At 62.6% G+C, this 24,723-nt stretch carries 28 protein-coding genes; 20 read left to right on the forward strand and 8 right to left on the reverse strand.

Annotation, left to right across the window (positions count from 1 at the left end; translation table 11 throughout):
- The first annotated feature begins 94 nt into the window (after positions 1 to 94).
- Positions 95 to 1,066 carry an amino acid ABC transporter permease gene (locus EOA79_RS06470; RefSeq protein ID WP_066993007.1) on the forward strand — a complete coding sequence of 324 codons (972 nt, stop codon included), beginning with the start codon at positions 95 to 97 and terminating at the stop codon, positions 1,064 to 1,066.
- Positions 1,067 to 1,069: 3 nt separating this feature from the next.
- Here the strand turns inward: EOA79_RS06470 and EOA79_RS06475 are convergent, their stop codons facing one another.
- On the reverse strand, positions 1,070 to 1,885 hold the full coding sequence (locus tag EOA79_RS06475) for a PfkB family carbohydrate kinase (RefSeq protein WP_095824608.1): 816 nt from the start codon (positions 1,883 to 1,885) through the stop codon (positions 1,070 to 1,072).
- A gap of 32 nt (positions 1,886 to 1,917) precedes the next feature.
- Entirely contained in the window at positions 1,918 to 2,931 is a 1,014-nt protein-coding gene (locus tag EOA79_RS06480) for an SIS domain-containing protein (RefSeq protein WP_095824609.1), read from the reverse strand.
- A gap of 187 nt (positions 2,932 to 3,118) precedes the next feature.
- Between EOA79_RS06480 and EOA79_RS06485 the strand changes: the two genes are divergently transcribed.
- The 4 genes from EOA79_RS06485 to EOA79_RS06500 all read left to right on the forward strand — a co-directional run bounded on the left by EOA79_RS06485 (position 3,119) and on the right by EOA79_RS06500 (position 7,073).
- Positions 3,119 to 3,850, forward strand: coding sequence for a GntR family transcriptional regulator (locus EOA79_RS06485; RefSeq protein ID WP_095801575.1), 732 nt, complete (start codon positions 3,119 to 3,121; stop codon positions 3,848 to 3,850).
- 436 nt (positions 3,851 to 4,286) lie between these two features.
- Positions 4,287 to 4,865, forward strand: coding sequence for a TetR/AcrR family transcriptional regulator (locus tag EOA79_RS06490; protein ID WP_095801489.1), 579 nt, complete (start codon positions 4,287 to 4,289; stop codon positions 4,863 to 4,865).
- A gap of 39 nt (positions 4,866 to 4,904) precedes the next feature.
- On the forward strand, positions 4,905 to 6,179 hold the full coding sequence (fabF, locus tag EOA79_RS06495; protein ID WP_095824610.1) for a beta-ketoacyl-ACP synthase II: 1,275 nt from the start codon (positions 4,905 to 4,907) through the stop codon (positions 6,177 to 6,179).
- A 78-nt stretch (positions 6,180 to 6,257) separates the two neighbouring features.
- Complete coding sequence (locus tag EOA79_RS06500; RefSeq protein WP_095824611.1) at positions 6,258 to 7,073, forward strand: oxidoreductase; 816 nt, start codon at positions 6,258 to 6,260, stop codon at positions 7,071 to 7,073.
- A gap of 73 nt (positions 7,074 to 7,146) precedes the next feature.
- Here the strand turns inward: EOA79_RS06500 and EOA79_RS06505 are convergent, their stop codons facing one another.
- Positions 7,147 to 9,096 carry a GGDEF domain-containing phosphodiesterase gene (locus EOA79_RS06505; RefSeq protein ID WP_245322370.1) on the reverse strand — a complete coding sequence of 650 codons (1,950 nt, stop codon included), beginning with the start codon at positions 9,094 to 9,096 and terminating at the stop codon, positions 7,147 to 7,149.
- A gap of 478 nt (positions 9,097 to 9,574) precedes the next feature.
- Between EOA79_RS06505 and EOA79_RS06510 the strand changes: the two genes are divergently transcribed.
- Together EOA79_RS06510 and EOA79_RS06515 are read left to right on the forward strand one after the other, a co-directional pair.
- On the forward strand, positions 9,575 to 11,110 hold the full coding sequence (locus tag EOA79_RS06510; protein WP_095824613.1) for an FAD-dependent oxidoreductase: 1,536 nt from the start codon (positions 9,575 to 9,577) through the stop codon (positions 11,108 to 11,110).
- Between the two features lie 268 nt (positions 11,111 to 11,378).
- The gene (locus EOA79_RS06515) at positions 11,379 to 11,564 is read left to right on the forward strand and encodes a hypothetical protein (protein WP_066992988.1); all 186 of its coding nucleotides are present in this window, start codon (positions 11,379 to 11,381) and stop codon (positions 11,562 to 11,564) included.
- A 54-nt stretch (positions 11,565 to 11,618) separates the two neighbouring features.
- On the opposite strand, the gene EOA79_RS06520 is transcribed toward EOA79_RS06515, so the two are convergent.
- Entirely contained in the window at positions 11,619 to 11,951 is a 333-nt protein-coding gene (locus EOA79_RS06520; protein ID WP_127215351.1) for a hypothetical protein, read from the reverse strand.
- A gap of 326 nt (positions 11,952 to 12,277) precedes the next feature.
- Between EOA79_RS06520 and EOA79_RS06525 the strand changes: the two genes are divergently transcribed.
- From EOA79_RS06525 to EOA79_RS06540, 5 genes are all read left to right on the forward strand, one after another.
- Positions 12,278 to 12,508, forward strand: a complete 231-nt coding sequence (locus tag EOA79_RS06525) for a hypothetical protein (RefSeq protein WP_067321889.1) — start codon at positions 12,278 to 12,280, stop codon at positions 12,506 to 12,508.
- Positions 12,509 to 12,590: 82 nt separating this feature from the next.
- Positions 12,591 to 12,752 (forward strand): hypothetical protein, encoded by a 162-nt coding sequence (locus EOA79_RS32675; RefSeq protein WP_095801495.1) that lies wholly within the window; start codon positions 12,591 to 12,593, stop codon positions 12,750 to 12,752.
- A 118-nt stretch (positions 12,753 to 12,870) separates the two neighbouring features.
- Positions 12,871 to 13,176, forward strand: coding sequence for a hypothetical protein (locus tag EOA79_RS06530; protein WP_066992982.1), 306 nt, complete (start codon positions 12,871 to 12,873; stop codon positions 13,174 to 13,176).
- Between the two features lie 342 nt (positions 13,177 to 13,518).
- Positions 13,519 to 13,818 (forward strand): DUF982 domain-containing protein, encoded by a 300-nt coding sequence (locus EOA79_RS06535; RefSeq protein ID WP_067321894.1) that lies wholly within the window; start codon positions 13,519 to 13,521, stop codon positions 13,816 to 13,818.
- A 22-nt stretch (positions 13,819 to 13,840) separates the two neighbouring features.
- Positions 13,841 to 14,128 carry a DUF982 domain-containing protein gene (locus EOA79_RS06540; RefSeq protein WP_095824614.1) on the forward strand — a complete coding sequence of 96 codons (288 nt, stop codon included), beginning with the start codon at positions 13,841 to 13,843 and terminating at the stop codon, positions 14,126 to 14,128.
- A 51-nt stretch (positions 14,129 to 14,179) separates the two neighbouring features.
- On the opposite strand, the gene EOA79_RS06545 is transcribed toward EOA79_RS06540, so the two are convergent.
- Positions 14,180 to 14,689 (reverse strand): DUF892 family protein, encoded by a 510-nt coding sequence (locus EOA79_RS06545; protein ID WP_095824615.1) that lies wholly within the window; start codon positions 14,687 to 14,689, stop codon positions 14,180 to 14,182.
- Positions 14,690 to 14,901: 212 nt separating this feature from the next.
- Here EOA79_RS06545 and EOA79_RS06550 point away from each other — a divergent pair, with 212 nt between their 5' ends.
- The gene (locus tag EOA79_RS06550) at positions 14,902 to 15,090 is read left to right on the forward strand and encodes a DUF3606 domain-containing protein (RefSeq protein ID WP_095778947.1); all 189 of its coding nucleotides are present in this window, start codon (positions 14,902 to 14,904) and stop codon (positions 15,088 to 15,090) included.
- Positions 15,091 to 15,134: 44 nt separating this feature from the next.
- Positions 15,135 to 15,257, forward strand: coding sequence for a hypothetical protein (locus tag EOA79_RS34060; protein WP_259979811.1), 123 nt, complete (start codon positions 15,135 to 15,137; stop codon positions 15,255 to 15,257).
- 287 nt (positions 15,258 to 15,544) lie between these two features.
- On the opposite strand, the gene ligD is transcribed toward EOA79_RS34060, so the two are convergent.
- Entirely contained in the window at positions 15,545 to 17,314 is a 1,770-nt protein-coding gene (gene ligD / locus EOA79_RS06555) for a DNA ligase D (protein ID WP_127335077.1), read from the reverse strand.
- A gap of 239 nt (positions 17,315 to 17,553) precedes the next feature.
- On the opposite strand from ligD, the gene EOA79_RS06560 reads away from it, so the two are divergent.
- Complete coding sequence (locus tag EOA79_RS06560; protein WP_095824617.1) at positions 17,554 to 17,772, forward strand: hypothetical protein; 219 nt, start codon at positions 17,554 to 17,556, stop codon at positions 17,770 to 17,772.
- A 247-nt stretch (positions 17,773 to 18,019) separates the two neighbouring features.
- On the opposite strand, the gene EOA79_RS06565 is transcribed toward EOA79_RS06560, so the two are convergent.
- On the reverse strand, positions 18,020 to 18,277 hold the full coding sequence (locus EOA79_RS06565) for a helix-turn-helix domain-containing protein (protein WP_095824618.1): 258 nt from the start codon (positions 18,275 to 18,277) through the stop codon (positions 18,020 to 18,022).
- Between the two features lie 189 nt (positions 18,278 to 18,466).
- The gene (locus tag EOA79_RS06575) at positions 18,467 to 18,661 is read right to left on the reverse strand and encodes a DUF3606 domain-containing protein (protein WP_066992956.1); all 195 of its coding nucleotides are present in this window, start codon (positions 18,659 to 18,661) and stop codon (positions 18,467 to 18,469) included.
- Positions 18,662 to 19,045: 384 nt separating this feature from the next.
- On the opposite strand from EOA79_RS06575, the gene EOA79_RS06580 reads away from it, so the two are divergent.
- The 5 genes from EOA79_RS06580 to EOA79_RS06600 all read left to right on the forward strand — a co-directional run bounded on the left by EOA79_RS06580 (position 19,046) and on the right by EOA79_RS06600 (position 24,549).
- Complete coding sequence (locus EOA79_RS06580) at positions 19,046 to 20,044, forward strand: L,D-transpeptidase (RefSeq protein WP_095824619.1); 999 nt, start codon at positions 19,046 to 19,048, stop codon at positions 20,042 to 20,044.
- 148 nt (positions 20,045 to 20,192) lie between these two features.
- Positions 20,193 to 22,631 (forward strand): FAD-dependent oxidoreductase, encoded by a 2,439-nt coding sequence (locus tag EOA79_RS06585; protein WP_095824620.1) that lies wholly within the window; start codon positions 20,193 to 20,195, stop codon positions 22,629 to 22,631.
- Positions 22,631 to 23,740 (forward strand): mandelate racemase/muconate lactonizing enzyme family protein, encoded by a 1,110-nt coding sequence (locus EOA79_RS06590; RefSeq protein ID WP_127335078.1) that lies wholly within the window; start codon positions 22,631 to 22,633, stop codon positions 23,738 to 23,740. The genes EOA79_RS06585 and EOA79_RS06590 overlap by 1 nt, the downstream gene beginning before the upstream one ends.
- Positions 23,741 to 23,841: 101 nt before the next feature.
- Entirely contained in the window at positions 23,842 to 24,165 is a 324-nt protein-coding gene (locus EOA79_RS06595) for a DUF2934 domain-containing protein (RefSeq protein WP_067321922.1), read from the forward strand.
- Between the two features lie 99 nt (positions 24,166 to 24,264).
- A complete protein-coding gene (locus tag EOA79_RS06600; RefSeq protein ID WP_095778953.1) occupies positions 24,265 to 24,549 on the forward strand; it encodes a photosystem reaction center subunit H in 285 nt (94 codons plus the stop codon).
- Positions 24,550 to 24,723 lie beyond the last annotated feature (174 nt).

Below are 24,723 nucleotides of genomic sequence, written 5' to 3' on the forward strand. Positions count from 1 at the left end.
GGTCGGGCTTGCCGCGGCGCAACTCACCTATTGGAAGCTACAGGCGCAAGACTGGTGGCGCGAACGCCCCCGCTGACCACAGGGAGATCGACAGGTGATCGGCAGACTGCTGCTCAATTATCCGGACGCGGCGCGTCGCATCGGCATGTGCCTGGCGCTTGCCGCGTTCGCCGCAGGCCTCTACGGCCTTGGCATCAAAGCCGACTGGATCGGCAAGCTGGTCCCGAGCTCCCTCGAATGGCTTGCCGCCAATCCCGCGGCAGCGCGGGGCGTTTCGGCGGTGCTGATCGCGCTGATCGCGGCGGCCAACTGGAAAGCCCTGCAGCAACTCGGGCGCAAACAGCAGATCGTGGCCGTATGGATCGAGCTGTTCGTGCTGCTGATGCTGTTCTTCTATTCCTTCGACCTGTCGTTCTCTTTCATTGCCAGGAAGATCGGCTTCCTCGTCTCGCAGGGCGTGGTGACGACGCTCTACATCTCCGCCATTTCGATCGCCATAGCCACGGTCATCGCCTTCATCGGCGCCATAGCCAAGCTCTCCAAGAACGGCGTCGTCTATGGCCTGGCAACGTTCTACACCTCGCTGTTCCGCGGGCTGCCGTTGCTGATGCAGATCTACATCATCTATCTCGGCCTGCCGCAGGTCGGCTACGTGATCGGGGCCGTGCCCGCCGGCATCATGGCGCTGTCGCTTTGCTACGGCGCCTACATGACCGAAATTTTCCGCGCCGGCATCGAAAGCATTCCGCGCGGCCAGACCGAGGGCGCCACCGCGCTTGGCCTCAGCCCCAACCAGACGATGTTCCTGGTGATCCTGCCGCAAGCGATGCGCGTCATCGTTCCCCCGACCGGCAACCAGTTCATCGCGATGCTGAAGGATTCCTCGCTGATTTCGGTGGTCGGCGTATGGGAGATCATGTATCTGGCGCGCACGCAGGGCCAGACCGAGTTCCGGCACATCGAGATGCTGATCACCGCCTCGATGATCTACTGGCTGCTGTCGATCGGGCTCGAATTCCTGCAGTCCCGCATCGAGGAACGGTTCGGGCGCTCGCTGAAGCGCTGAACTTCAGTGCGGCATTCCCTCCTGGGGGAAGCCGCCGAGATGGCAGCAGGTCAGCGCGGCGCGGTCGCGGCCGCTTTCGAGACATTGCAACAGCGGCTTTTTGGCCAGCCAGGCGTGGAGAAAGCCGGCAATGAAACTGTCGCCGGCGCCGGTCGTGTCGACGACCGCGACCGGACGGATGCCGGTCTCGGCGCGCTCGCGGGCAGTGAACGCCATCGACCCCTCGGCACCGCGCATGACGACGGCGCAGCCTGCGCCGCGCGACAGAAGGTCCACCGCCATAGCCGCCGCGGCACCATAGGGTTCGCCGGTCGAGCAGAAGGCTATGCTCAGGCCCTCGACGCCGAGATTGGCCGGATCGGCGTTGACCGAAATGTCCTGCGAGACGCTGACGCCTGCCCGCGACAGGCGCCTGCGCAAGGCGCCGCCGTCATCCAGCCAGCCGATATGGACGTGATCCATCGCCTCCATGATGGCAAGTTCGGCCTCGTGCGGCGCGTATCCGGCGCAGGCGCCGAAATCCTCGGCGGCGATCAGCCGCTCACCTGACGGCAACACTTTGATGTCGGTCCAGGCGGTGTTGCGGTCGCCGACTCGCAGGTGGTCGACCACGACCCGATTGGCTTCGAGCTCGGCGCGGGTGCGCTCGCCTTCGGCGTCGCGGCCAACGGCACCGAAATAGAAGCTCCTATTGCCAAGCCGGGCGAGCTGGACGGCGACGTTGAGCGCGTTGCCGCCGACCAGCGAGCGCCCGATCGGCAAGCCGAGGCGGTCAGTGCAATTGTCGCCGACGGCGGCAAATCGAAATTGAGCCGTCATATCCCCTCTGCTACGCCGCTAAAGGCACGCGCTCAATAGGCTACGCGTTTATAGTAGCGGCGCGTCGTCAGCGGGTGGTTGCGGATTACCTCGAGATGAGCACTGACGCGTTCGAGGGCGGTGGCCAGCACGACCGGCGAAACCAGCGCGCGCACGTCCGCAGAAATGCCGGGCAGTTCGAAGGCGGCCGTGTCGAGCACCGTCGTCTTGTCCGTGTAGTTAGCTGCGAAATTCTCGACCCGCTCGGCCAGCGGCCGGGCGCTGTCCTCGCCCTTGAAGAGAACAACGCTCACGTCTTTTTCCACCAGCTCCAGCGTGCCGTGGAAAAAATCGGAGGCATGCACCGGACGGGTCCGGATCCATTGCATCTCTTCCAGGATGCACATGCCGTAATACCAAGCCTGCGGCCAGACGTTCCCGGCGCCGGTTATGATGTGATAGTCGGAGGCGGCCAGTTTTTGGGCGAAGTCGGCGGCTTGCTTTTCATAGCTCCGCTTCACCTCCAGCAGCAATCGCGGCAACTGCGCCAGCTCGGCGAAAATCCGTTCGGATTCGGCCAGCTCGCCGCGATGCTTCAGCACCGAAAGCGCGATGAACAGCGACTGGAGGTAGAAGGACTCGCAGGAGGTGTCGTCCTCAGCGAAGTTGACGAAGACGTGGTCCCCGCCCCTGCCGAGCGGCGTCTCCTCATGCCCAACCAGCGCGATCACCGTCGCTCCGATCTCCTTGATCCTAGCCAGCAGCGCCACGCTTTCCTTGGTGGTGCCCGAGAGCGAAGGCAGCACGACGATCGATTTCTCGGTCAGGTGCACGGATTGGGCAAGCTGCAGCTCGGCAGTGATATCGACGAAGGCGGGAAAGCCGGACCGGCGCTGCAGCAATTGTGCGGCCGGATGCATCAGAATCGCCGCGCCCCCGGTGCCGAGGAAGAAGATGTTTTGAGCCCCGGCGGCGAGACATTGCGCAACGGCGGTTTCGATGCGCTCCCGCAAAGCCACCGCCCCCGATTGAATGCGTACAAACCGGGCTTCGTCGAAATTGAGCATCGTTCCCTCGATCGCATCTGTTGTAAGACAACTGACATCTTGCTGAGCGCATTTCAAGAGAAATCTTGCGGACCGGCTCCGGTCCAATTGCGTATGCAGCAAGTGAGGCGCCACGACATGCCCCCGCTTGACCTAGCCGCGATTGTCCGACAACAAAAGGAGAGTTGGCACTATGGGGATCACGGACTTGGACGAGCCGCTTCGGGATGCGCGCACACTGGCGGTCCAGCTCCGCGACCGCCTTGCCGACCTGATCAGAAGCGAGGGGCTCAAGCCCGGCGACCGGCTGCCGACCGAGTCGCAGTTGACGCAGCGCTTCCGCATCTCGCGCCCTGCCCTGCGCGAAGCGCTGAAACTTCTCGAACAGGACGGCGCCATTTCCGTCACCCACGGCCTCGGCCGCTTTGTCACGGCGAACTCTGCCGTGCAGGTCGACCGGCCGATAACGATGTTCGAAAGCGTGACCGACATGTCGCGCCATTACGGCTACGACACCATCAACAAGGTTCTGTCGATCGCCGAGGAAACGCCCGATCCGGTGATCCAGCAGCAATTGCGGCTGGCCGACGGAGAGCGCGTCATAAGACTGGAACGGCTGCGGCTGCACAACGACGTGCCCCTCATCTACTCGCTGGATTACGTGCCGCGCAGCCTTTTGCCCGGCCGCCTTTTCGACATCGAATGGAGTGGTTCGCTGCTCGCGCTGTTGGAGAAACACCGCCATCAGCCGCGTATGTCGGCCGCCTCGGTTTCAGCCGTGACGCTGCCGGACGAAATCGTGCAGCGCAACGACCTGCGCGATTTCGGGCCGGCGCTGCTCATTACTGAAACCTGTTTCGATGCGACCGGGACACCGGTCGTCTATGCCGCTGTCTATCATCGCGGCAGCCATTTCGCCTTCAGCTTCGCACGGCGGTGACGCCCAACGCCGGCGATTCGGGCCGGCGACGGCGGTGTTCGCCGGGACGCTGCCGATTGGGAATTGAGTTCGAGAATAGCCTTCGAATAGGTCCTCTGGTCCACGCGTCTTTTGTTAGGTCCTGGCCAACGCTCTGAGACTCTTGTCCGGCAGCTTGCCAGGCCGCGATCCGTGGCGGGGTAGTCCGGCAGCGTTGCGCTCATCTGCATGTCGCCCACGGTCGAGACCGTCACCTCCCCGCCGGATCTCGAGAGCGCGTAGAGCTGTTCGCGGTGGCCCGGCAAGGAGAAGCTCACGGAATCCCGGTCGGCGGGCGCATCTGGCCTGCCGCAAACCTACGCCCGACGAGCCGCCTATCCCGGATCCTTAATTAGATTGCGCTCAGTCTCTAAATGGCATATAGATTTCGTACGCAATCTAAATATGGAGGCCGATCATGCGCGTGAGCCGCATTCAGGCTGAGAAGAACCGGCAGACCGTGATCGACGTGGCCAGCCGCCTTTTTCGGGAACATGGGTTCGACGGCATCGGCCTCAAGGATCTGATGAAGGGTGCCGGGCTGACCCAAGGCGCCTTCTACAAGCAGTTCGCGTCGAAGGAGGACTTGGTCGCACAGGCTTCCAGACGGGCGGTGGAGAGTACGGCTGCCCGATGGGCGACAGCGACCGCAGCCAATCCCAGCGATCCGCTTGGGGCGGTGATGGCATTTTACCTCAGCATGGGCCATCGCGAGCAAAGGATGGACGGCTGCCCGGTCGCGGCGCTCGGCTCGGATGCCGCCAGGCAGCGGGCCGAGGTGAAAGGGTCGTTCGAAGCCGGCATCAAGCAGTATCTCGAAATCATCGGCCGGTTGATCGCCGCGACCGACGTAGACGAGCCCAACAGCAAGGCCATGGCCATTCTTTCGACGATGGTCGGCGCGCTGACGTTGTCGCGCGTCGTCAACGACCCCGACCTCGCTCAGGCCTTTCTGGATGCGGCCACCGAACAGGTTCGCGACGCAGTCACGGCTTGAACCGCGCGGGACTGACGACCGGGATTGATAGGAGAATAGATGCGACGGATCGTTGTAACGGGCATGGGCGCGGTCACGCCGCTTGCGGCGGATGTCGAGACGTCCTGGTCGCGTCTCCTGGCCGGCCGCTCTGGTATCCGCAGGCTTGCGGACGAGGTGGTGGAAGATTTGCCGGCGAAGATCGGCGGCGTGGTTCCTTCCCTGGAGGATGATCCCCAAGCCGGCCTCGATCCGAACGGTTTCCTGGCGCCGAAGGATCAGCGCAAGGTCGACCGCTTCATCCTGTTCGCGCTGGCCGCTGCAGAAGAGGCGCTTGCCCAGGCGAGATGGAAACCGGCCTCGGAAAAGGATCGGGTTCGCACGGCGACGATCATCGCTTCAGGTGTCGGAGGTTTTCCCGCCATCACCGAGGCGGTACGGACCGTCGACCAGCGCGGCGTTCGGCGCCTTTCACCGTTTACGGTGCCGTCTTTCCTGGTGAACCTCGCGGCTGGCCACGTCTCGATCCGCTACGGCTTCAAAGGCCACATCGGCGCGCCGGTAACCGCATGCGCCGCCGGCATCCAGGCGATCGGCGATGCGGCTCGCATCATCCGCGCCGATGAGGCCGATATCGCTTTGTGCGGCGGCACCGAGGCATGCATGAACACCGTCAGCTTGGGCGGCTTCGCAGCGGCACGCTCGCTTTCGACCTCCTTCAATCACCGCCCCGATCAAGCTTCTCGTCCGTTCGACATGTCGCGGGACGGATTCGTCATGGGCGAAGGCGCCGGCATCCTGGTCATCGAGGAATTGAGCCATGCGCTGGCTCGCGGCGCGAAACCGCTCGCCGAGGTCGTCGGCTACGGCACCACGGCGGATGCCCATCATGTCACTTCCGGCCCCGAGGACGGCGATGGCGCGCGACGTGCGATGGAGATCGCGATTGCCCAGGCCGGCATCTCGCCACGCGACATCCGCCACCTCAATGCGCACGCGACCTCCACGCCGGTGGGCGACCTGGGAGAAATCGAAGCGATCAAAAGGGTCTTCGGCGCGGATTTCTCGATCGCCGTCAGCGGGACCAAGTCGGCGACCGGACACCTGCTCGGCGCTGCCGGCGGGCTCGGCGCGATCTTCACGATATTGGCGCTCAGGGACCAGGTGGCGCCGCCAACCCTCAATCTGGGCGCGCCCGATCCGGCCGGCGACGGCATAGACTTCGTCGCGAACCAAGCCCGGCCAATGGAAATGGACTACGCGATCTCCAATGGGTTTGGCTTCGGAGGTGTGAACGCCAGCGCGCTGTTCCGGCGCTGGGACGGACAGGCATGAACGGTCGAGCCGCTCCCTGGCTGCGGCTTTTGTTTCGGCCTTCCGATTTCCCCACTCCAGCCGCAAGAAAGTGATCTCATGGAAAAGACCAATCCTGGCGTCGCCCTCGTCACAGGCGCATCCTCGGGCATCGGGCGCGCAACAGCCGCAGCCCTCCGGAACGCGGGCTTTCGCGTGTTCGGAACCAGCCGTCGCGCGATCTCCGAACAGTCCGACGGCGTTACCATGCTGACCGGCGACGTGACCGACGACGCGTCCGTATCGAAGCTGGTCGAAGAGGTGCTGGCCGAAACCGGACGCATAGACCTGCTCGTCAACAATGCCGGCATCGGCCTGCTCGGCGGCGCGGAGGAATCCTCGACTGCGCAGGCTCAGGCGCTGTTTGATGTCAATGTCTTTGGTGTCATCCGGATGACCAACGCGGTGCTGCCGACAATGCGACGCCAACGGAGCGGCAGAATCGTGAATTTGAGTTCCGTGCTGGGCCTGATTCCGGCTCCCTATTCCGCTCTCTATGCGTCGACCAAGCATGCGATCGAAGGCTATTCAGAATCGCTGGACCATGAACTGCGCTCGTTCGGAATTCGCGTGGTGCTGGTCGAGCCCGCCTACACCCGCACGTCGTTTGAAGAAAATCTCGCCAGGCCCGATCAGTTGCTGGACATCTATGGCATCGCGCGCGCCGGCATGGATGTGGTTCTGCGGAAAGCCATCGAGACAGGCGATGCGCCCGAGGTCGTGGCCAAGACGGTCTTGCAAGCGGCGACCGCCTCCGTTCCACGGAGGCGCTATGCTGCCGGAAAAATGGCTCGCCAGATCAGCTTGCTGCGCCGTTTCGTTCCCGAATCCGCCTTCGACAAGAGCCTGCGAAAGCAAAACGGCCTGCCGGCCTGACATCCAAGTCGCCGACAGTGGTCATTCGAGGCTCTCTGACACAGGAGTTGGGCAGCCGCAGCCGCCCACCCCCTTAGGCGGCGCTGCCGGTTCGGCGCGACGGGAGTTGCCCGGGATCAAAGGCGGCATTTGCGGCGGCAGAGGTGTCGAAATGCCTCGGCTCGAAGGCCAGCGCATCGTGCATGGGAAGCGCTGCCGAGAAGAGGAAGCCCTGCCCGATCATGCAATCGAGCGAGCGCAGGATCAGGCGATCGGCGTCCGTTTCGACCCCCTCCGCCATGACCTCTATGCCAAGCGTTCGTCCGAGATCGATGACGGCCTTGACCAGCGCCTGATCTTCCACGGATTTGGCCAGATCGCGAACGAAGTCCTTGTCGATCTTAATCTTGCGGATCCGACTGTCCTTCAGCGAAACCAGGGTCGAAAAGCCGGTGCCGAAATCGTCCAGCACGATCGATATGCCCGCGTCCGCCAGGCGTTCCAGCTTTTCGTCGACCCGGGCGCGATCCACGGGCGCCTCTTCGGTAATCTCTATCTCGAGCATGGCCGCGGGGACATTCCTCGTCTTCAGGATGTCCAGCATCATATCGTCGACATTGCCTGCCTCGAGTTCACGCGGCGACAGATTCATCGCAACGCGCACATCCTGGCGCCCTTTCCTCGCCAGTTCCTCGATCATGGAGCAGCAATTGAGAAAGACCTTCTCCGTCAGCAAGGAAAGCAGACCGGTTTCGCGTGCCGCTGTCACGATCTCCGGCGGGGGAATGGCGCCGTGAACCGGGTGCTGCCACCGCAGCAGCGCTTCGAAGCCGGCGACCGCTTGCGTGTCCAGCCGCACGATGGGCTGGAACCATGAGCAAAGCGTGCCTCTCTCGATAGCTGCGCGCAGGTCGCGCTCGATGCAGTGCTTGCGTTCGAGCCCGTGATCGAGCTCGGCATCGAAGAGGCAGTATTCGTTCCTGCCGCTGCGCTTGGCCGCGTAAAGCGCGAAGTCGGCGCGCAGCAGCATCTCCGTCAGTCGCGGTGTCTCCGATACGTATATACCGATCGAGGCGCCGACACGCACCGATTTCAATGCCGGATCCGGATTGGCGATGGCCGCGATGATCAAGGACGCAAGCTCGTCTATCGAGTGCTGCGAGCTTGCGGCGGGAAAGAGCAGCACGAACTCGTCGCCGCCGATGCGCGCGATCGTTGCCCCCGGCGGCGCGTGGCTCTCTATCCTGCGCGCGACCCGGACCAGCAGGTCGTCGCCGATATTGTGACCATAGGTGTCGTTGACGGATTTGAAGCCGTCGAGATCGATCAGCATGGTCACGAACGGACCGTCGGAAAAACCCATCTCGCCGATTGCGTGCTCGAGCCCGTGCCTGTTGAGCAAGTTCGTCAGCGGATCGCACCTGGAGTTTCGTTCCATCCGGGCTGCGAACGCCCTCGCCTCGTATTTGAGGCGGCTCGTCTCCTTGAAGCGGGTCTGCCCGAGCAGCGAGCTTCTGATCATGCCTCCAAGAAAAAGCAGGACCGTGAGGCCGAGGACGTAGTTCTCGATATTGCCTTTCGCCAACACGCATCCTGCGGCGATCAGAAGCGGCAATGTCAAGAAGTTGATCGAAGCCGGCGCGTATGACGCACCATAGGTGACCGAACCGGCCGACAGGCCGGCGAGCACGATCAGATAGAGCGGCGCCTGGGGGGTGGTGTATCCATCCGACAGCACGGCCAGAAAAGACCAGGCGATGCCCGATGCCAGCGCTAACAGCCCGTAAACGGAAAGTCGCGCATCGACCGGCCTCGACCGGCCATCGGGCCCATTAAAGGCAATTTCCGGCTGGGTGAGGGCCAGTCCTATGCGGGCGCCGTTGATGATGGTGACCGCCACAAACCACAGCGCCGCCGCCGGGCCACCGCCCGAGAGCATCTGCACGGCCAGGATCAGGGCCGAGAGAACGGTGCCGATGGGCATCGAGATGAAAAGGCCCTTCTTCAGGTCAGCGAACTGATCCCGCAGAATTCCCGCTTCCACGGCTTCGCTTTGCCCCTGAAGGGCTGAACCTGGGCCGGGCTGGTCGGAATTTCTCATGCCTAGTGGCTAAACGAGCGGAATGAAAATCGCGTTAAGGATTTCAGCGACTTACGCCGCATCAGTCATGGATAGGCGAGCGCGACGGTCCGGCCCGCCTCCCCATCGGGGTCGAGGCTGTCCACAACTCCAGCCGAACGGACTGTTCCCCACGCTGCCTCTGCGCTTCGATCTACCCCGGTGTGGCGGGAGTTTGCGAAAATCTTTGGGTCCGTTTGGAAACCGATCTGACGAAACTCCATCAAATCATTCGTCGGCCGCTACGGTCACCAAAGGATGGGTGTCGATGTCGTGACAGGCCTCGAACTTTGCCCATCGACTGGCGCAAAGCAGGCCAGGCGATCGTTGATTTGCCCAAACCAGCGTCGGGAGTCAGTCTGGCTCGGTCGGACTCCAATCGAATAGCGCAGGGAGAAAGAAGATGGCTCAAGACCACTCTAAATCGAACGGACCGGATCTGGCCCAAGGCATTGCGCTAGCCGACCTTGCCGATGGCGCAAAGCTGGTCGGTCACTGTGGCGATGAACAGGTGCTGTTGGTGCGCCGCGGGACAGAGGTCTTCGCAATCGGAGCGGCGTGCACGCATTATGGCGGGCCGCTGGTCGACGGTCTTGTCGTGGAGGATACCGTTCGATGTCCGTGGCACCACGCCTGCTTCGATTTGCGCACCGGCGAAGCCGTGCGTGCGCCTGCGTTCAGTCCACTCGCCTGCTGGTCGGTGGAACATCGCGGCGATCGCATATTCGTGGGCGAGAAGCGCAAGCGAGCGGCTCAAACGCCCGGCAGCGGAGGCGCTGGCCAGTTTGCCGGCAGAATCGTGATCGTCGGAGGCGGCGCGGCCGGTTTCGCAGCCGCCGAAAGACTACGGCGCGAAGGCCATCAGGGCAGCATTGTCATGCTCAGCGACGACGAGGCGCCGCCCGTCGATCGCCCCAACCTTTCCAAGGACTACCTCGCCGGCAAGGCGCCGTCGGACTGGGTTCCGCTGCGTCGGGAAAGCTTCTATGCCAAGAACGGCATTGATCTGCGCCTCAAAGCCAGCGTCGCCGACATCGATGTCCGGTCCGGCGAGGTCGTGCACGCAGACGGGAACCGAACTGCCTACGACCGTTTGCTGCTTGCTACGGGAGCCGAACCGGTCCGCCTCACGATCCCGGGCGCCGATCAGCCACAGGTCCATACGCTGCGCTCGCTCTCCGACTGCAGCACGATTATCGAGGAAGCCGAGACGGCCCGCAGCGCCATCGTGCTGGGCGCCAGTTTCATCGGCCTCGAGGTTGCCGCGTCCCTGCGTGCGCGGAACATCGAAGTTCATGTCGTCGCGCCCGACGAACGGCCGATGGAGCGGGTCCTCGGGCCGCAGATGGGCGACTTCATCCGCAGCCTCCACGAGCAAAATGGCGTCGTCTTTCATCTCAAGGACACCGCGACCGCCATCGACGGCACGAACGTACAACTGAGCAGCGGCCTTACGCTGACCGCGGATCTCATCGTCGCTGGCATCGGCGTGCGGCCGCGGCTCGGGCTTGCCGAAAAGGCTGGGCTCAGGCTCGACCGCGGCATCATGGTGGACGCCTTTCTGGAGACGAGCGCGCCGGGCATTTTCGCGGCAGGCGACATTGCGCGATGGCCCGATGCCCACTCCGGCGAAAACATCAGGGTCGAGCACTGGGTGGTCGCAGAAAGGCAGGGACAGACGGCAGCTCTGAACATGCTCGGACAGCGCGAGAAATACACTGCCGTGCCGTTCTTCTGGAGCCAGCATTATGACGTCCCGATCAACTACGTTGGACATGCGGAGCGATGGGACGAGATCGCGGTGGAAGGCGACATCGCCGCCAAAGATTGCCTCCTGCGTTTCAAGCGCAAGGGACGCACACTGGCGGTCGCCTCGATTTTTCGCGACATCGAAAGCTTGAAGGCCGAATTGGAGATGGAACGCCAGAGCGCTACCTGATGAAGCATGCAGAGGCCGCTTAGCGCAGCGCACGCACGGAGGCGGCCGGCGTCGGTCTGCAATGCGCTCAAATCCGACATCCGACCGGAACGGCCGACCGCTGCAAATGTGATGCAGTTGAGGACCAAAGGCCGTTTTGCCGTTTCAGACGGCCTGGCGAAGACTGATTTGCCGCCATGCGATCGGCGGTACCAATCGCCTACGAAAAGCAACAACGCGATGAAACCTTTCAGGGCTTCTTTCCGTTCGGTCGGAGGAGGATCCAACAATGACCGAACCCGGCGAAAGCAGTTCCCATAACCGGATCGACGACAAGCAGCTCGTCATTTTGCTGAAACAGAAAACAGGCATTTCGGACGCGCAAGCCAGGAGGCTGATAAAAGCGGTTGGACGCGATCGTCCCGCGCTGTTGCGGGAAGCCAGAATCATCAGGGCGAGGCACTCGGGCGTCTAGTTCACGCCGCCGCTTGAGCCGGTCGATGGACCTTTCCGAAAAACGGCCATCCCCTCAGCGTGCGACCAGCCGAGAAACCTTGAGCCGCGGCGCGAAAAAGCAGCGCAAATAGGGCTGATTGGTTATCACGTAGTTGTTTTCGCAGATATGATATTGGCCATCCGGTGATTCCTGAACCCGGTCTCGCGGGATGTTGAAACCGTCGGGCAAATAGGTATAGCCGCCGTCGGCTCTGGACCGCACCGAAGACTGAGGGATGGCGCGGCAATCTTGACTGCCGCAGCACTTGAATCTCGTTACCGGGTCAATCTTGTCTTCGTACCAATCATGCGCATTGGCGCCTGTTGCGGCGGCAATGCACATGGCTGTGAAGATGACCCTTCGCATGGCATTCCTCGTGTGCGGAGGCGCTGCTCATTCGGGCGTCATGTATATTAGCGTTGCGCCGAAAATGCCATTGCATCGCGAAGGCCCGGCACGGCAGCCGTCTGCCTCGCCCGCTCACACCAGCCATCGTTTTGGATGGTCTCGCCGGTCATGAACGCGTTCTGCATAAGATACAGACAGGCGGGCGCGCGATGTCGGAGGGCGTGGCGAAGCGCTTTTAGTCGTTGGTTGCTGCGTCTCGTTGCCCCAGAATCGCTTGTGCCTCCTGGCGGCATGCACAAGAATCGGCGGCTTGCGCAGACCTGCCGATTGCGAGATGGTGGGCGATGATCGCCGGTAGGTATCTGGATCACAAATTGGAATGCCCGTATTGCGGTGTGATCCGGTTGCAGATCCCCATCGATGCTCAACCCATTACCCAAATCCATTGTGCCGAATGCGGCAAATATCTGGGTACGTGGGACGAACTCCAGACCGACTTCGAGCGCCAGGGCGGCACCGAGGGGGTGTTCCGTCTGGACAAAGGGCGTATCCAGAAGCTCGCTTCCAGCCAATAACGAACCGCCGGTGGCAGCCAAGCCCGGAATTGGCGGGAACTAATTTCTGACTTGAACGTTGCGCCGCCATAGGGGACTTCCCATGGCGCTCACATCTGACAGTCAGTCACAGGAAGCTGTTGTTCAACGGCTTGTCCGGGAGATCGGCATTACCGAAGCGCAGGCGTTGGAACTTGTTTCTTTCCTAGGCTTGAATTGGGGTTCGCTCGTTCGCGAGGCGAAGGCACTGTCGTTCAGGAAGTAGCCTGTTGACGAGCCAGATCCGGTTTTCTTGCACGCGTGCCAAGGCACGCGCTGGAAAGTGCGCAAAGATACATTAGCGATCGCTTGACGAATCCGCCGACCGCACCAGTCTTGCGTCTATGGCAAGAGGCATCAAGGTCGGAGACGAGGTCGCCATCACCGCAACGGTTCGCCGGCGGGTGACGGAGGACCGCGTCAGCGTGTCGATTCCCTCCTATGAGCAGCCGCATTCGATCATCGACCGCACGTCGACCGTGAAGAGAGGCCAGCCGATCGAGCTCGTCGGAGATGTAACGCGCGTCAATGGGGACCGGGTGACAGTGAAGCTCGGCGTACCGGTTACAGTGGACATCGACAAGGTCAGGCTGGTGACCACCAGCAAGCCTCCCGCGCGAAAGCCACCGGTGGTTCAGCGGCCGGCGTAAGGAAGACTGTGCCTGCCGGCAGTTCCGGACGGAAACCCGAGTCACGCTTTCTAGAATTGCTCCGGCAAAAACCCGCCCGGGGAGGAGCGCGGGCGGGTTTTCGCAAGAGCGGCCACATGACTCGCTCACGGATGGCGGCCCTCATTTCGGAGCAAAGGTTCGCCCCGCCGCTGCGTACCGAACAGCAAGACCCGCGGAAGGTTCCCATCGAGCCGAACGCTCCCGCACGCGCCCTCATCTTGACGGCCAAAAACCGCAAACCCATATCGCAGCCAGGCCAGGATCGTTGAAGGTTCCGGCCCGTCTCAGAACTCAAATTGTTCGTTCGACTTGGAGGATCTTATGAACGATCGGATGTTTGACAGCCCTGTTTTCGTGAAGAGCGGGAACAGCCTCATCCAGGAAATCGCGTGCCTCGATGACGCCCTGGAATTTCTCTACGAATGGCCCAAGAACAGACGCGGCACCATCTACGAGACCGCCCTGCGTGCCTGTCAGCGAGCATTCGACAGCGACTATCCGCTAACGGCGGCCAGAGACGCGTTCTGCGGCTTCGCAAAGTCGGTCAAAATCCACGAGGACGTGAGTGTCACTTTGCCTTGGATGACCGGCAAGGGCCCAGGCAGCGGCGTGACTGCGTAGCCGCAAAAAGGAGGCAGTCACGATGCTTGCAAAACCGTTCGAAAAGCCGATCCGCGTCTGGGTCGGACTGGGATTTCCGCGTCAGCTGAACACTGTCGTAGATGCCTATCAGTTCGTCGCCGACTGGTGTGGCAACAGCCCTGAGCAGAAGGCGGCGATGCGTGCCTGCAAGGCCGCCTTGGCCGGCGAAATCGACGCAGAAACGGCGAGAGGCGTCTTCGTTGGCTTTGCCCGCCGGAAGGACATCCTCATCGAGGAGGGAGCAGTTCCGCTCCCAACTGGGAAGGCAGCCCAGCCGAAGCACGCTTGATGGGACCGAGGCGGCGGCCAACGCCGCCTCGTTTCACCTGTAGGACGCGAACTAGCGCTTGGCGCTGTCGCTGTCGGCATCGGCCCGGGCGAGGAATGTCTCGGTGACCTGCGGAAGATTGTCCTTCAGCCACTCGGCCATCGCTTCTTCTTCGCGCAGGTTCTGCTCACAGACCCGAGCAATCTCGGCTTCACCCACGGCTTCAGCGGCAGCCATGAGGATCGTATAGGAAGCGATCTCCATATGCTCGAAGGTGTAGCTGGCCAGAGAGCCTTTCATCACCTCGTCGCCGGCGAACACGCCGCTGATCGACTGCGCCATTGCGGTCAGTTTTCCGCCTGCGTCCTTCAGTGTTGACGAACCTTCTTCCAGGCCATCCAGGCAAGACTTCAATCGTCTCGCCTGCTCCTTGGTCTCGGCGAGGTGAGCGCGGATGCGTTCGCTGAGTTCCGGATAGCTCTCGAGCCGGCCCAGTTGGCCGGACAGCATCGTCTCGGCTTGCTCTTCCATTGCGTGAGCATCCCTCAGCCACTGGATCAGCCATTCGCGGGATTCAGACATAGTTTGTTCCTCCTGGTTGGGTGCGCCCGAACCACAAGGACTGCGGATTGTTCCGTGGCGAGAGTGACGGGAGTGGGCATGACGAGCAGCAGGCCCGCGGCTCCTCGAAAAGCGTCGCTGACAGGACGGAAGCCGCGTCCGCATACCAACCTCCCAGAGGCTGGAACATTCCCAAAGGGAGGCGGTTTTATTCCTATCCAGGAGGAACAACCATGGCAGACGACACGACCAAGCGTGATTTCCGCGACCGCGGCCGCGTGTCAGGCGATGAGGAATATGAGGTCGCCCACTTCGCGAGGAAATTCCAGCTGACAATCCCCGAGGCTCGCGACCTCATCAAAAAGCACGGAAACGATCGTGCGACGCTGGAGCGCGAAGCAAGGGCGGTGGCGAGCCGCTGACGGGCGTTCGCACTTCTGCGGAGATACTGCGAAGGAGACTTGACATGGCTAACAACCTATCCCGCGAGGAGGAGCAGCGTGGCACCAGCAGGGTCTTCATGTGGGGCACCGTCGCCGCGGCCGCAATCTTTGTGGCCCTTCTGGCGCTATTTTGGTTCGGCTCGTGATTGCCGTCGGCCACAAGGCCAAAGACCTTGGGCGTACCACAGCCCTGCTCGACCGGTCGGGGCGGCGTCCTTAATTTGGGATTTTGAAATGAGGCAACCGACGGCATGGGCGGGGGGCGATGGGGAGCCGTCGGTTACCAGGAACAGGGGCCATCGAATCAAAATATGCATAGGCCCTTATATGATCATGCCAGCAATTTGCGTTCTTGGAAACTGGTTCCCCCCGAAAATTCAATCGCCTATGCCTAAGAACGCAGATTCGAGATGATCTTCACGGGCCTCGCCCGCTACGCCGCATTTCGCTGAGCCGCCCTGAACGGATGGTCCATGGTAAACGCATCCGGCCGGATACGCCGCTCTACCTGCACCCAAGTAACGGGATGCGCGATGGGGAAGCCGGCGCGGGCCCGCGGCGAAAAAGCGCCGGCGGCCGTGTTGCCGCGTCCGTTGCGCAGATAATCGATGAAGATGCGGCCCTTGCGGGCCACCGGCGCTGCCGACAGCAAGTAGCGGTCGGGTTCTGCGTCGGCGAGGACCTGTGCAATCGACCTGGCGAGCTGCCGCGCGCCGTCGTGGGTCATCTTCGCCGACAGCGGCGCCATCAAGTGAATGCCCTTGCCGCCCGTGACCTTCGGCCAGCTTTCCAGACCTGACGCTGCCATGATGTCGCGCAGCGCCAGCGCGGTCTCAGTCACTTGCGCCCATTCCACGCCCTCACCCGGGTCGAGATCCAGCACGATCCGGTCGGCATGCTCTATATCATCCACCGTGGCATTCCACGGGTGGAGCTCGACCGCATCCATTTCGACCAGCCCGAGCAAGCCGTCGAGGTCGTCGACCCAGACCCGAGTGCCCTCCCCACCTTCTCGCTTCTCGACGCGCAGCTGGTGCACCGCTGCCGGGATCTCGGGCAGCGGTCCCTTGTGGTAGAAAGTTGCCCCGAAGGCATGACGGACGAGCTTCAGTGGGCGACGGCCGAGGTGCACCAGCGCCTGATCGGCGACCAGACTCCAATAGCGAACGAGCTCATCCTTGGAAGGCGAGACCGCATCGGGCAGCAGCTGCAAGATATTCTCACGCGGCACGCCGTGATCTCGGTCCGCTCTTCGTTTCGACGGCGCCGGCGGCTTTGGCGGGACCGTCACCAGGTCCTCGCGGAGCCCCTTGAACACGGCTTCGCGCAAGATCCCGCGATCGGTAACGCCGCTGAACTGCACCTCGGCCAGGACTTCGGGTCTCACCCAGGTCGCCTTTGGCTTCACAATGGGCTCCGACAAAGGCGATTTGCCGATGATCAGCGGATCGAGCCGCTCGCGAACGCGTCGCGCCACTTCAAGCGTATAACCGCTCTGAGCCTTGCCTGCATAAAGCAGCCGGTCGCCCTCGCGCCTGCCGATATAGAGCGATGCGATCCGGCGCGGCTCAGCACCAAGCTTCTCGACGAACGCGACGATCGGAAAGGTGTCGCTCTTGATGCATTTGACCTTGACCCAGCTCGTCTGCACGCCGGAACGGTAGGGCGCGTCCGCGCGCTTCGACACGATCCCCTCCAGGCCCATCCGGCAGGCATGATCGAACATCTCCCTGCCGCTCACCTCCAGATGCTCGGCATAGGTCAGCGTCGGCGCGCTGTCCTTCAGCAGCGTTTCGAGCGCTGCCTTGCGCTCGACCAGCGGCTGCTGTCGCAGATCGCGACCGTCGAGGTGCAGCAGGTCGAAGGCATAGAAGATCAATCTCGAAGAGTTTGCGTTGCCCAACTCGCGCTCCAGCGCCTGGTAGTCAGGCAAGCCGGTGTCGCCGAGAACGACAGCCTCGCCATCAATGGTCGCAGATTTCACCGGCAAGCCCGCCGCCGCCTGGACAATCCTCCTGTAGCGATGCGACCAGTCATAGCCGCGGCGCGTGAAGGCTCGCGCTGTTGCGCCTTCCACGATGAGCTGGGTTCGGTAACCGTCGTACTTGATCTCGTGCAGCCATTCGCCGCCTTCGGGAGCTTTCTCGACCAAGGTGGGCGATTGGAACTCGATGAAGGAAAGCCGGTCTTTGCCGCTGGTCATGCACGCGCGACTCCAGGAACCGCGACTCAAGCCGGAGCAGTCCCATCAGTTCCTTCCATTTTAGTAAAATCGTATGTTTGTCCGACTTGGCCAAGCGTGGCCTCGCAAAGGCAACGCGTTGCCCTCCGACCCGCATAGTGCTCCGATTATCTGAGTAGATGTTTTATTAGTTGAGTGCGGAACAATCCTTAGCCGGCGACGTTTGGCTGCGGGGTGAATCTTCTTCAGGTGGGCCGTCAATGAACAAGTCAATCGTAATGGATTCGGTCGAGATCGACACGCTGGAAGACAGGTATTACGTGCGCGTTATCGAGGATGGCGTTGTCACCATCAAGGGTTTCGGTTCCGAAGCGGACGCGAAAGCTTTTGCCAAGCACGAACACACCCGACTGGGACTTGACGCTGTCAAGCAGCCGGGCACCGGCCAAAAGCTGCGATACGGCTTTCCGGAAAGTTGATGCCGCCTCGAAGATCGAGGAGTCTCTGACTTCCCCTTCGGGAACGCGGCAACGCGCGGCCGCGGTCCTGCCCTGCAAACAAGTCAGCCATACGCGTCGTTCATTTGCCTGGTCGAGGTTGAACCAGCTTGAAGTCGAAGCTCTCCGGCAAACGTCCACGAGTGCTCACAGGCCTCACGGAGGACGCGACCTCCGGCTTGCGTGGACAGTTAGCTCGCTGCCAGCAGCGCTCGGCAGCGGGACTAGCTTAGCGACGCTGTTTATGGCGATAGCCATTCATTTCGGGCCTGAGGGCCGAAAGCGAGGGCCCCTTCGCCGTGAACACGACGCCCGCCGCCTCAAAAGCGCGACGGATGCGGGTTCGTTTTTCGACCCGCAGAATTCTGATCCCGTTCTCGAAGTCGCGAATGGTCCCCTCCCCTAGGCTGGCCTTGGCGCCGAGGCGCACTTGCGACCAGTGCAGGAGTTCTCGCGCGGCTCGCGACTCCTCTGGCGTCAAATCCATCAAGGGGTCTCCCCTAGGGTTTTTCAGCTGTCAATTTCCAGCCTCGCGTGTCCCGGCTGCTCGTGCCAGATCACCTGCCGGAGATCGCCCCAGTCCACTGCCTGCCCGCAGGCGGGACATGTCCGGAACTGGTCCTCTTCGTTGGCGGCTGCTCTGACCCGCAACCGGGCAAAGATCGGCGGCCCCAAATCAGAAAGCTTTGTCACCCAGCTTCCTTGCCTCACGTTGCAAAATCTTACGGTCGTTGCCGTGCTCGCTGATCAGTTCCCGAACCTGTTCAGGCGTGATGCGATGCTGCTTGGCAAAGTAGCGAACCTCATAATCGTCGTCCGCCGACACACGGTCGCGGTCCCGGAAATCGCGCTTCGTTTTGACGTCTGCCATGGTTGCTCCTCCTGGCAAAACGAACACCGGGAAGGCAGGAATGTTCCAAACCGCTAATATGTGCGTGAAGCGCTACGGCCGGGATGGGGTCGGCCACGGCATTGCCTGGGGAGGCCTCAAATGAAGTAACCGGCGGCATGGGCGGGGGGCGTTGGGGAGCCGCCGGTCACCAGGCAAGGGCCCATCTAATCAGAAAATGCATAGGCCCTTATATGATCATGCCAGCATTTTTCGCTCTTGGGAACTGGTTTCGGCATAAAATTCAAGATCGTACGCCCAAAGGTGCACGTTCTAATGATTTGCACGCCGGCGCTGCGACAGGAACCAGATCGGCACGCCCGCGTCATAAAGACAGGTTTCTGTCGTAACCCGGGAGTGAAGTCGATGGTCCGGCTCTTCGTTGTCGCTGCCGTGGCGTTCGCGCTCGCATGCAGCGGAGCTCAGGCGGCCAGGCTTGACCTCGACGCGGTCAATCAGGCGCAATTCAGCGAGGGCGAGCCGAAGGACGTCAGTCCGATGCTTCTCAAGGCGCAGATCCTTCTCGATCGCGCCCGCTTCTCGCCGGGCCTGATCGACGGTCGCCTCTCCGACAATTTTGCCAAAGCCGTGGCGGCGTTCCAGGCGGCCAACGGACTGGCTTCCGACGGCAAGCTCACACGCGAGACCTGGGACAAGCTGACGGCGGGCTCCGCCGAGCCGGTTCTGGTGACATATGAGGTCACGGTCAAGGACGTGCGCGGCCCCTTTACCAGGCGCATCCCCACCCGCCTGGAGCGGATGGCTAGTCTGAAGCGCCTCGGCTATCGCAATGCGCGGGAGAGGCTGGCCGAGCGTTTCCACATCAGCGAACAATTGCTGAAGACGCTAAACCCGCGCGTCGGGTTCCGGAAGGCAGATGTGAGCCTCGTAGTGCCCGATCTCGGACGGGGCGACGCCCCGGCGGAGATCGAGACCATCGAGGTCGACAAGGCATCCCGCCAGGTCCGCGCGCTCGATCCATCAGGCAAGCCGGTTGCGGTCTATCCGGCCTCGATCGGCAGCGAGGAAAAGCCGGCGCCGAGCGGCGCCGCGGAGGTCAAACGCGTGGTGCGCAATCCGACCTATCACTACAATCCGAAATTCGCCTTCAAGGGGGTCAAGAGCAAGCGGCCCTTCACCATCGCCAAGGGACCGAACAATCCGGTGGGATCGGTCTGGATCGATCTCTCGATCGAAAGCTATGGCATCCACGGCACGCCGGATCCCGGCAAGATCGGCACGACCTACTCGCATGGCTGCATCCGGCTGACCAACTGGGATGCCGAAGACCTCGCCGCCATGGTCAAGCCGGGCACGAAAGTCGAGTTCAAGGACGAGACGGCGCAGGACGGGCAGGCGCAGTAAAAACGCCGGGAGGAGCGAGCCGCCAAGGCGGGATCGCTGCATAAGCCTAATTTATCGTTACCCCTAGTTTTTCAGAACGTTACACGGCCTTCCGTCGCCTGTAGCTTCGGCGGCGCGCTTTTGAAAACGATCTGGAATTGGTGGTTCGATGCAAGCACATGCGAGAGTGGTGATCGTCGGCGGAGGATGCGTCGGCGCCGGCATCCTTTACGGCCTGGCCAAGCGCGGCTGGACCGACGTTGCGCTGCTCGAGCGGACCCAGCTTACGGCCGGCTCCACCTGGCATGCGGCGGGCCTGATCCCGTCCTATACCCGCAACATCAATGTCGGCCGCATGATCAAGAAGACCATCGAGATCTATGAAGGGCTGGAGGCCGAAACCGGCCAGCCGGTCGGCTGGCACAAATGCGGCCAGCTGCGCATCGCCAACAGCCGCGGCCGGCTAGACGAATTCAAGAGTTATATGAGCGTGGCCGACGTCCAGGGCATGCGCGCTGAGTTGCTGACGCCGGGCGAAGCGAGGCAGCTGGCGCCGCTGCTCGACAACGACCACATGCTGGGCGCGCTTTATCATCCCGATGACGGCCATATCGCGCCGGCCGATGTGACCATCGCCATGGCCAAAGGCGCGCGGGATCTGGGTGCCAAGGTGTACTTGAACACCGAGGTCACCGGCTTCAGGCGCACGCCCGGCGGCGAATGGCTCGTCCAGACTAACAAGGGCGACATCACCTGCGAGCACGTGATCTCCGCGACCGGCAATTATGCGCGCCAGACCGGCGCGCTGCTCGGCCTCGATATCCCGGCGATCCCGATCCTGCATCAGTACTGGATCACCGAAGTGGTGCCGGAAATCGTCGAGCGGAAAAGGCAGGGCCGCCCCGAAATGCCGATCCTGCGCGACGAAGGGTTCGAGGGCTATCTGCGCGAAGAAGGCGACGGGCTGATGTTCGGGCCTTACGAGCGCACGGCGAACCTGAAACTGTTCGCCGAGGACGGCGTCCCTTCCTGGTTCGGCGCCGACCTCGTCGAAGAAGATTTCGAGGCGGTGTCGTGGAACTGGGAGCAGGCTCTGCAGCTGGTGCCGGCGCTGGGGCGCGTCGGAATCAAGGCCAATGTGCGCGGACCGTTCCAGATGACCGCGGACGAGCTTCCCTTGATGGGGCCGGCCTGGAGCCTGCCCAATGTCTGGCTAGCCGAAGGCGTGCCAGGCGGCATCCTGTGGGGCGGCACGATCGGCTATTACCTGTCGGAACGGATCGTCGAAGGCGGCAACAGCCTCGACACCTCGGATCTCGATCCGCGCCGCTTCGGCGACTACGCCAACAAGGCCTGGACGCGCGAAAAGGTCCGGGAGGCCTGGGGCACACATGCGGAGCAGAAATATCCGGGACAGGACATGCCCGCCGCCCGGCCGCAGAAGACCGCGCCTTCCTATGACAGGCTGACCGAGCTCGGCGCGGTCTGGGGCGTGCTCAATGGCTGGGAGATGCCCAATTGGTTCGCGCGCGACGGCGTCGAAGCCAAGGACCAGTATAGCTGGCGATGGACGCCGAAGGGGAACCTCGTGGCCGAGGAAGTCCAGGCGGTGCGCACTGCCGTCGGCCTGGTCGAGATGACGCCCATGACCAAGTTCGAGGTGTCCGGACCGAACGCGGCCGCCTGGCTGGACAGGATCATCGCCAATCGCTTGCCGGCGGTCGGAAAGGTGACGCTGGCGCATCACCTCACTGCGGGCGGCGGCGTGCAGGCGGAGTACATGGTGGCGCGGCTCCGAGAAGACCTGTTCTACCTCATCTCGACGCCGCGCGCCGAGCGCTGGAATTTCGACGATCTCTCAAGGCTGCTGCCCGCCGACGGCAGCATATCACTGAAGAACGTCACCAACGATCGCGGCTGCTTCACCGTCGTCGGGCCCAAGGCACGCGAAGTGCTGCAGCCGCTAACCGAGATCGATCTTTCGAACGAAAAGTTCCCGTGGTTCAGCGTGGCGACCGGCAGCGTCGCCCTGGCCAGCGACGTGCGGCTGCTGCGCGTCAACTATGAGGGCGAGCTCGGCTGGGAACTCTATCACCCGCTGTCCTATCAGCGGCAGCTGCTGGATGCCATCCTCAAAGAGGGCGAGAAGCACGGCATGCGGCTTGTCGGGCTGCATGCGCTGGAGTCGCTCAGGCTCGAAAAATCTTATCGCGCCATGTATCGCGACATGAACCCTGAGCTCAACGCTCTGGAGAGCGGGCTCGAGCGCTTCATCCGCCTCGACAAGGGCGATTTCGTCGGCCGCGAGGCGGTGCTGAAATACAAGGCGAGGAACGACCAGCGCCGGTCGGTGACGCTCAAGATCGAAACCGACGGCGCGAGCACGCTTGCCTCCGAGGGCCTTTATAGCGACGGCGAACTTGTCGGGCGCATTACGTCGGGCGGCTACGGCTATGCGCTCGGCCATGACGTGGCGCTGGCCCTTCTGCCGGAGCGTCTGAGCAAGCCCGGCACCAAGCTCGAGGTCGCCATTTTGGGAGAATGGAAGATCGCCGAGGTGATCGCGGACTCGCCTTACGATCCGACCTCGGCCAGGGCGCGTATGTGATGCGCGTCGATCGGATCAACGTCTATTCGGCGCAGCTGCCCGTCAAAGGCGGCGTCTACCGCATGGCCAGCGACGACGTGGAGTCGCTGGACTCGACGCTTGTCGAGATCGTGACCGAAGACGGTTTGACCGGTTGGGGCGAGACCTGCCCGATCGGACCGGTCTATCAGCCGCACCATGCGCTGGGCGCTCGCGCGGCGATCGCCGAAATCGCCCCGGGACTGATCGGTGCGGAGATCGCTTCGATCAGGCTGCTTGCGAAACAGATGGACGAGCGCTTGAACGGACATGGCTATGCCAAGGCCGCGTTCGACATGGCCTTTCTCGACCTGCTCGGCCAAAAGCTCGGCGTGCCGGTCTCGACGCTGCTGGGCGGCGCGCTGACCGATCGCGTGCCGGCCTATTATTCGCTGATCGTAGGTCCGCCGGACGAAACGGCGAGGATCGCCGCCGACAAGGTGAAGGCCGGCTATCCGCGCCTCCAAGTGAAGATCGGCGGGCGCAACCTCGAAGAAGACGTGGCCGTCGTGCACAAGGTCTGGGAAGCTGTCGGCTACAAGGCGCGCATCGCGGTCGACGGCAACCGGGGCCTGACAATCGCGTCGGCAATCCATCTTGACCGGCTTTGCCACGCCATCCCCTTCGTCTTCGAGCAGCCCTGCAACACCATGGATGAAGTCGCTACGCTGAAGGGCCGCGTGACGCATCCGGTCTATCTCGACGAGAGCACCGAGGACCAGAACGCGGTGCTGCGAGCGATCTCCATGGGCATCGCCGACGGCTTCGGCTTGAAGGTGACGCGCCTCGGCGGCCTCACGAAGATGACAACCGTGCGCGACCTTTGCGCCATTCGCTCGCTGCCGCACAGCTGCGACGACGCCTGGGGCGGCGACATCATCGCGGCGGCCTGTGTCCATCTTGCTGCCACGGTCGAGCCGCGCCGGATGGAGGGGGCCTGGATCGCCCAGGAATATATCGACGGGCATTTCGACTGGAAGAACCCGGTCGTGATCGAAAAGGGCCACATAGCCGTGCCGCAGCGGCCGGGCCTGGGCGTGAAACCCGAGGCCGGGATATTCGGCAAGCCGCTGGCGACTTACGGAGCCTGACAACCGGCCAGGCTTTGGCCGGCCCAGCCGATCACTTCTTGGGTCTCGGGGATCGTTCCGCCTCATCCCGCGTTGAGTGGCACGCAAAGGGAGGAACGGCAATGGATGATGATCGGACCGAGAAGATCAGGCAGCGTGCCTATGAGCTCTGGCAGCGCGAGGGCAGCTTGCATGGCGACCATGAGCGGCACTGGCGCCAGGCCGAGATGGAAATCGATCGCGAGGCTGCGCTGCCGCTCACGGCAGACGATGCGCTGCCGGGAACGCGCGAGATCGACAGCGCGGATGTGCTGACGGTCGAGGCGCTTGCGATACGCACCGGCATATCGGCCCAAGAAGCGCAGGAGTTGCTCGACAGGCTGGGCAGCGACCGCGCCGCGATCGAGCAGGCGGCGCGGAGCATCCGGGCACGGAAAGGGCTGTAGGTCAGGAACCCAGACGCGTGCGACGTTGCCGGCATTCGACGTCGGCGGAACCCTCGTTGCCATCGACAGTTCCTCCTGTCTAACCACAGGAGACCTGTCATGGATCATACCAACCACGTGAGGCTGACAAACGCCGAATTGACTCCCAGCATTCTCGAAGGCGCGACCATCTACGGCCCGGACGACGAAAAGATCGGCTCGGTCGACCACATGCATGGCAGCCAGGTCGTCATCGATGTCGGCGGCTTCCTCGGCATCGGTGCAAAGCCGGTCGCCGTCAGCGCCAACCAATTGGATTTCATGCGCGACGAGGACGGCGACGTCCACGCCGTGACCAGATGGACGAAGGACCAGCTGAAGTCGATGCCCGAGCATCACGACTGAGCACGGGAGGGTCCGACGAGAGCCGACACATGTTGGGGCGTCCTCATCCCGGCCTTCTCATGCTGCATTCCGGCGTGGTGCCGCGGCGTTCTGAAGCGCAAGTTCGGCGAGCCCACCGGGCCTACTGGGCGAGCGTGCGCCGCTACTCTGAGGCGATGCCTCTTGCCTCAAGGT

The organism is Mesorhizobium sp. M1A.F.Ca.IN.020.03.2.1, assembly GCF_004023205.1.
Classification (GTDB): domain Bacteria; phylum Pseudomonadota; class Alphaproteobacteria; order Rhizobiales; family Rhizobiaceae; genus Mesorhizobium.

What these genes read in the sequence shown, in the direction of transcription:
- EOA79_RS06475 (WP_095824608.1), bottom strand. Translation starts at nt 1,885, where the DNA reads ATGACGGCTCAATTTCGATTTGCCGCCGTCGGCGACAATTGCACTGAC.
- EOA79_RS06480 (WP_095824609.1), bottom strand. Translation starts at nt 2,931, where the DNA reads ATGCTCAATTTCGACGAAGCCCGGTTTGTACGCATTCAATCGGGGGCG.
- EOA79_RS06490 (WP_095801489.1), top strand. Translation starts at nt 4,287, where the DNA reads ATGCGCGTGAGCCGCATTCAGGCTGAGAAGAACCGGCAGACCGTGATC.
- fabF (WP_095824610.1), top strand. Translation starts at nt 4,905, where the DNA reads ATGCGACGGATCGTTGTAACGGGCATGGGCGCGGTCACGCCGCTTGCG.
- EOA79_RS06500 (WP_095824611.1), top strand. Translation starts at nt 6,258, where the DNA reads ATGGAAAAGACCAATCCTGGCGTCGCCCTCGTCACAGGCGCATCCTCG.
- EOA79_RS06510 (WP_095824613.1), top strand. Translation starts at nt 9,575, where the DNA reads ATGGCTCAAGACCACTCTAAATCGAACGGACCGGATCTGGCCCAAGGC.
- EOA79_RS06515 (WP_066992988.1), top strand. Translation starts at nt 11,379, where the DNA reads ATGACCGAACCCGGCGAAAGCAGTTCCCATAACCGGATCGACGACAAG.
- EOA79_RS06520 (WP_127215351.1), bottom strand. Translation starts at nt 11,951, where the DNA reads ATGCGAAGGGTCATCTTCACAGCCATGTGCATTGCCGCCGCAACAGGC.
- EOA79_RS06525 (WP_067321889.1), top strand. Translation starts at nt 12,278, where the DNA reads ATGATCGCCGGTAGGTATCTGGATCACAAATTGGAATGCCCGTATTGC.
- EOA79_RS32675 (WP_095801495.1), top strand. Translation starts at nt 12,591, where the DNA reads ATGGCGCTCACATCTGACAGTCAGTCACAGGAAGCTGTTGTTCAACGG.
- EOA79_RS06530 (WP_066992982.1), top strand. Translation starts at nt 12,871, where the DNA reads ATGGCAAGAGGCATCAAGGTCGGAGACGAGGTCGCCATCACCGCAACG.
- EOA79_RS06535 (WP_067321894.1), top strand. Translation starts at nt 13,519, where the DNA reads ATGAACGATCGGATGTTTGACAGCCCTGTTTTCGTGAAGAGCGGGAAC.
- EOA79_RS06540 (WP_095824614.1), top strand. Translation starts at nt 13,841, where the DNA reads ATGCTTGCAAAACCGTTCGAAAAGCCGATCCGCGTCTGGGTCGGACTG.
- EOA79_RS06545 (WP_095824615.1), bottom strand. Translation starts at nt 14,689, where the DNA reads ATGTCTGAATCCCGCGAATGGCTGATCCAGTGGCTGAGGGATGCTCAC.
- EOA79_RS06550 (WP_095778947.1), top strand. Translation starts at nt 14,902, where the DNA reads ATGGCAGACGACACGACCAAGCGTGATTTCCGCGACCGCGGCCGCGTG.
- EOA79_RS34060 (WP_259979811.1), top strand. Translation starts at nt 15,135, where the DNA reads ATGGCTAACAACCTATCCCGCGAGGAGGAGCAGCGTGGCACCAGCAGG.
- ligD (WP_127335077.1), bottom strand. Translation starts at nt 17,314, where the DNA reads ATGACCAGCGGCAAAGACCGGCTTTCCTTCATCGAGTTCCAATCGCCC.
- EOA79_RS06560 (WP_095824617.1), top strand. Translation starts at nt 17,554, where the DNA reads ATGAACAAGTCAATCGTAATGGATTCGGTCGAGATCGACACGCTGGAA.
- EOA79_RS06565 (WP_095824618.1), bottom strand. Translation starts at nt 18,277, where the DNA reads ATGGATTTGACGCCAGAGGAGTCGCGAGCCGCGCGAGAACTCCTGCAC.
- EOA79_RS06575 (WP_066992956.1), bottom strand. Translation starts at nt 18,661, where the DNA reads ATGGCAGACGTCAAAACGAAGCGCGATTTCCGGGACCGCGACCGTGTG.
- EOA79_RS06580 (WP_095824619.1), top strand. Translation starts at nt 19,046, where the DNA reads ATGGTCCGGCTCTTCGTTGTCGCTGCCGTGGCGTTCGCGCTCGCATGC.
- EOA79_RS06585 (WP_095824620.1), top strand. Translation starts at nt 20,193, where the DNA reads ATGCAAGCACATGCGAGAGTGGTGATCGTCGGCGGAGGATGCGTCGGC.
- EOA79_RS06590 (WP_127335078.1), top strand. Translation starts at nt 22,631, where the DNA reads ATGCGCGTCGATCGGATCAACGTCTATTCGGCGCAGCTGCCCGTCAAA.
- EOA79_RS06595 (WP_067321922.1), top strand. Translation starts at nt 23,842, where the DNA reads ATGGATGATGATCGGACCGAGAAGATCAGGCAGCGTGCCTATGAGCTC.
- EOA79_RS06600 (WP_095778953.1), top strand. Translation starts at nt 24,265, where the DNA reads ATGGATCATACCAACCACGTGAGGCTGACAAACGCCGAATTGACTCCC.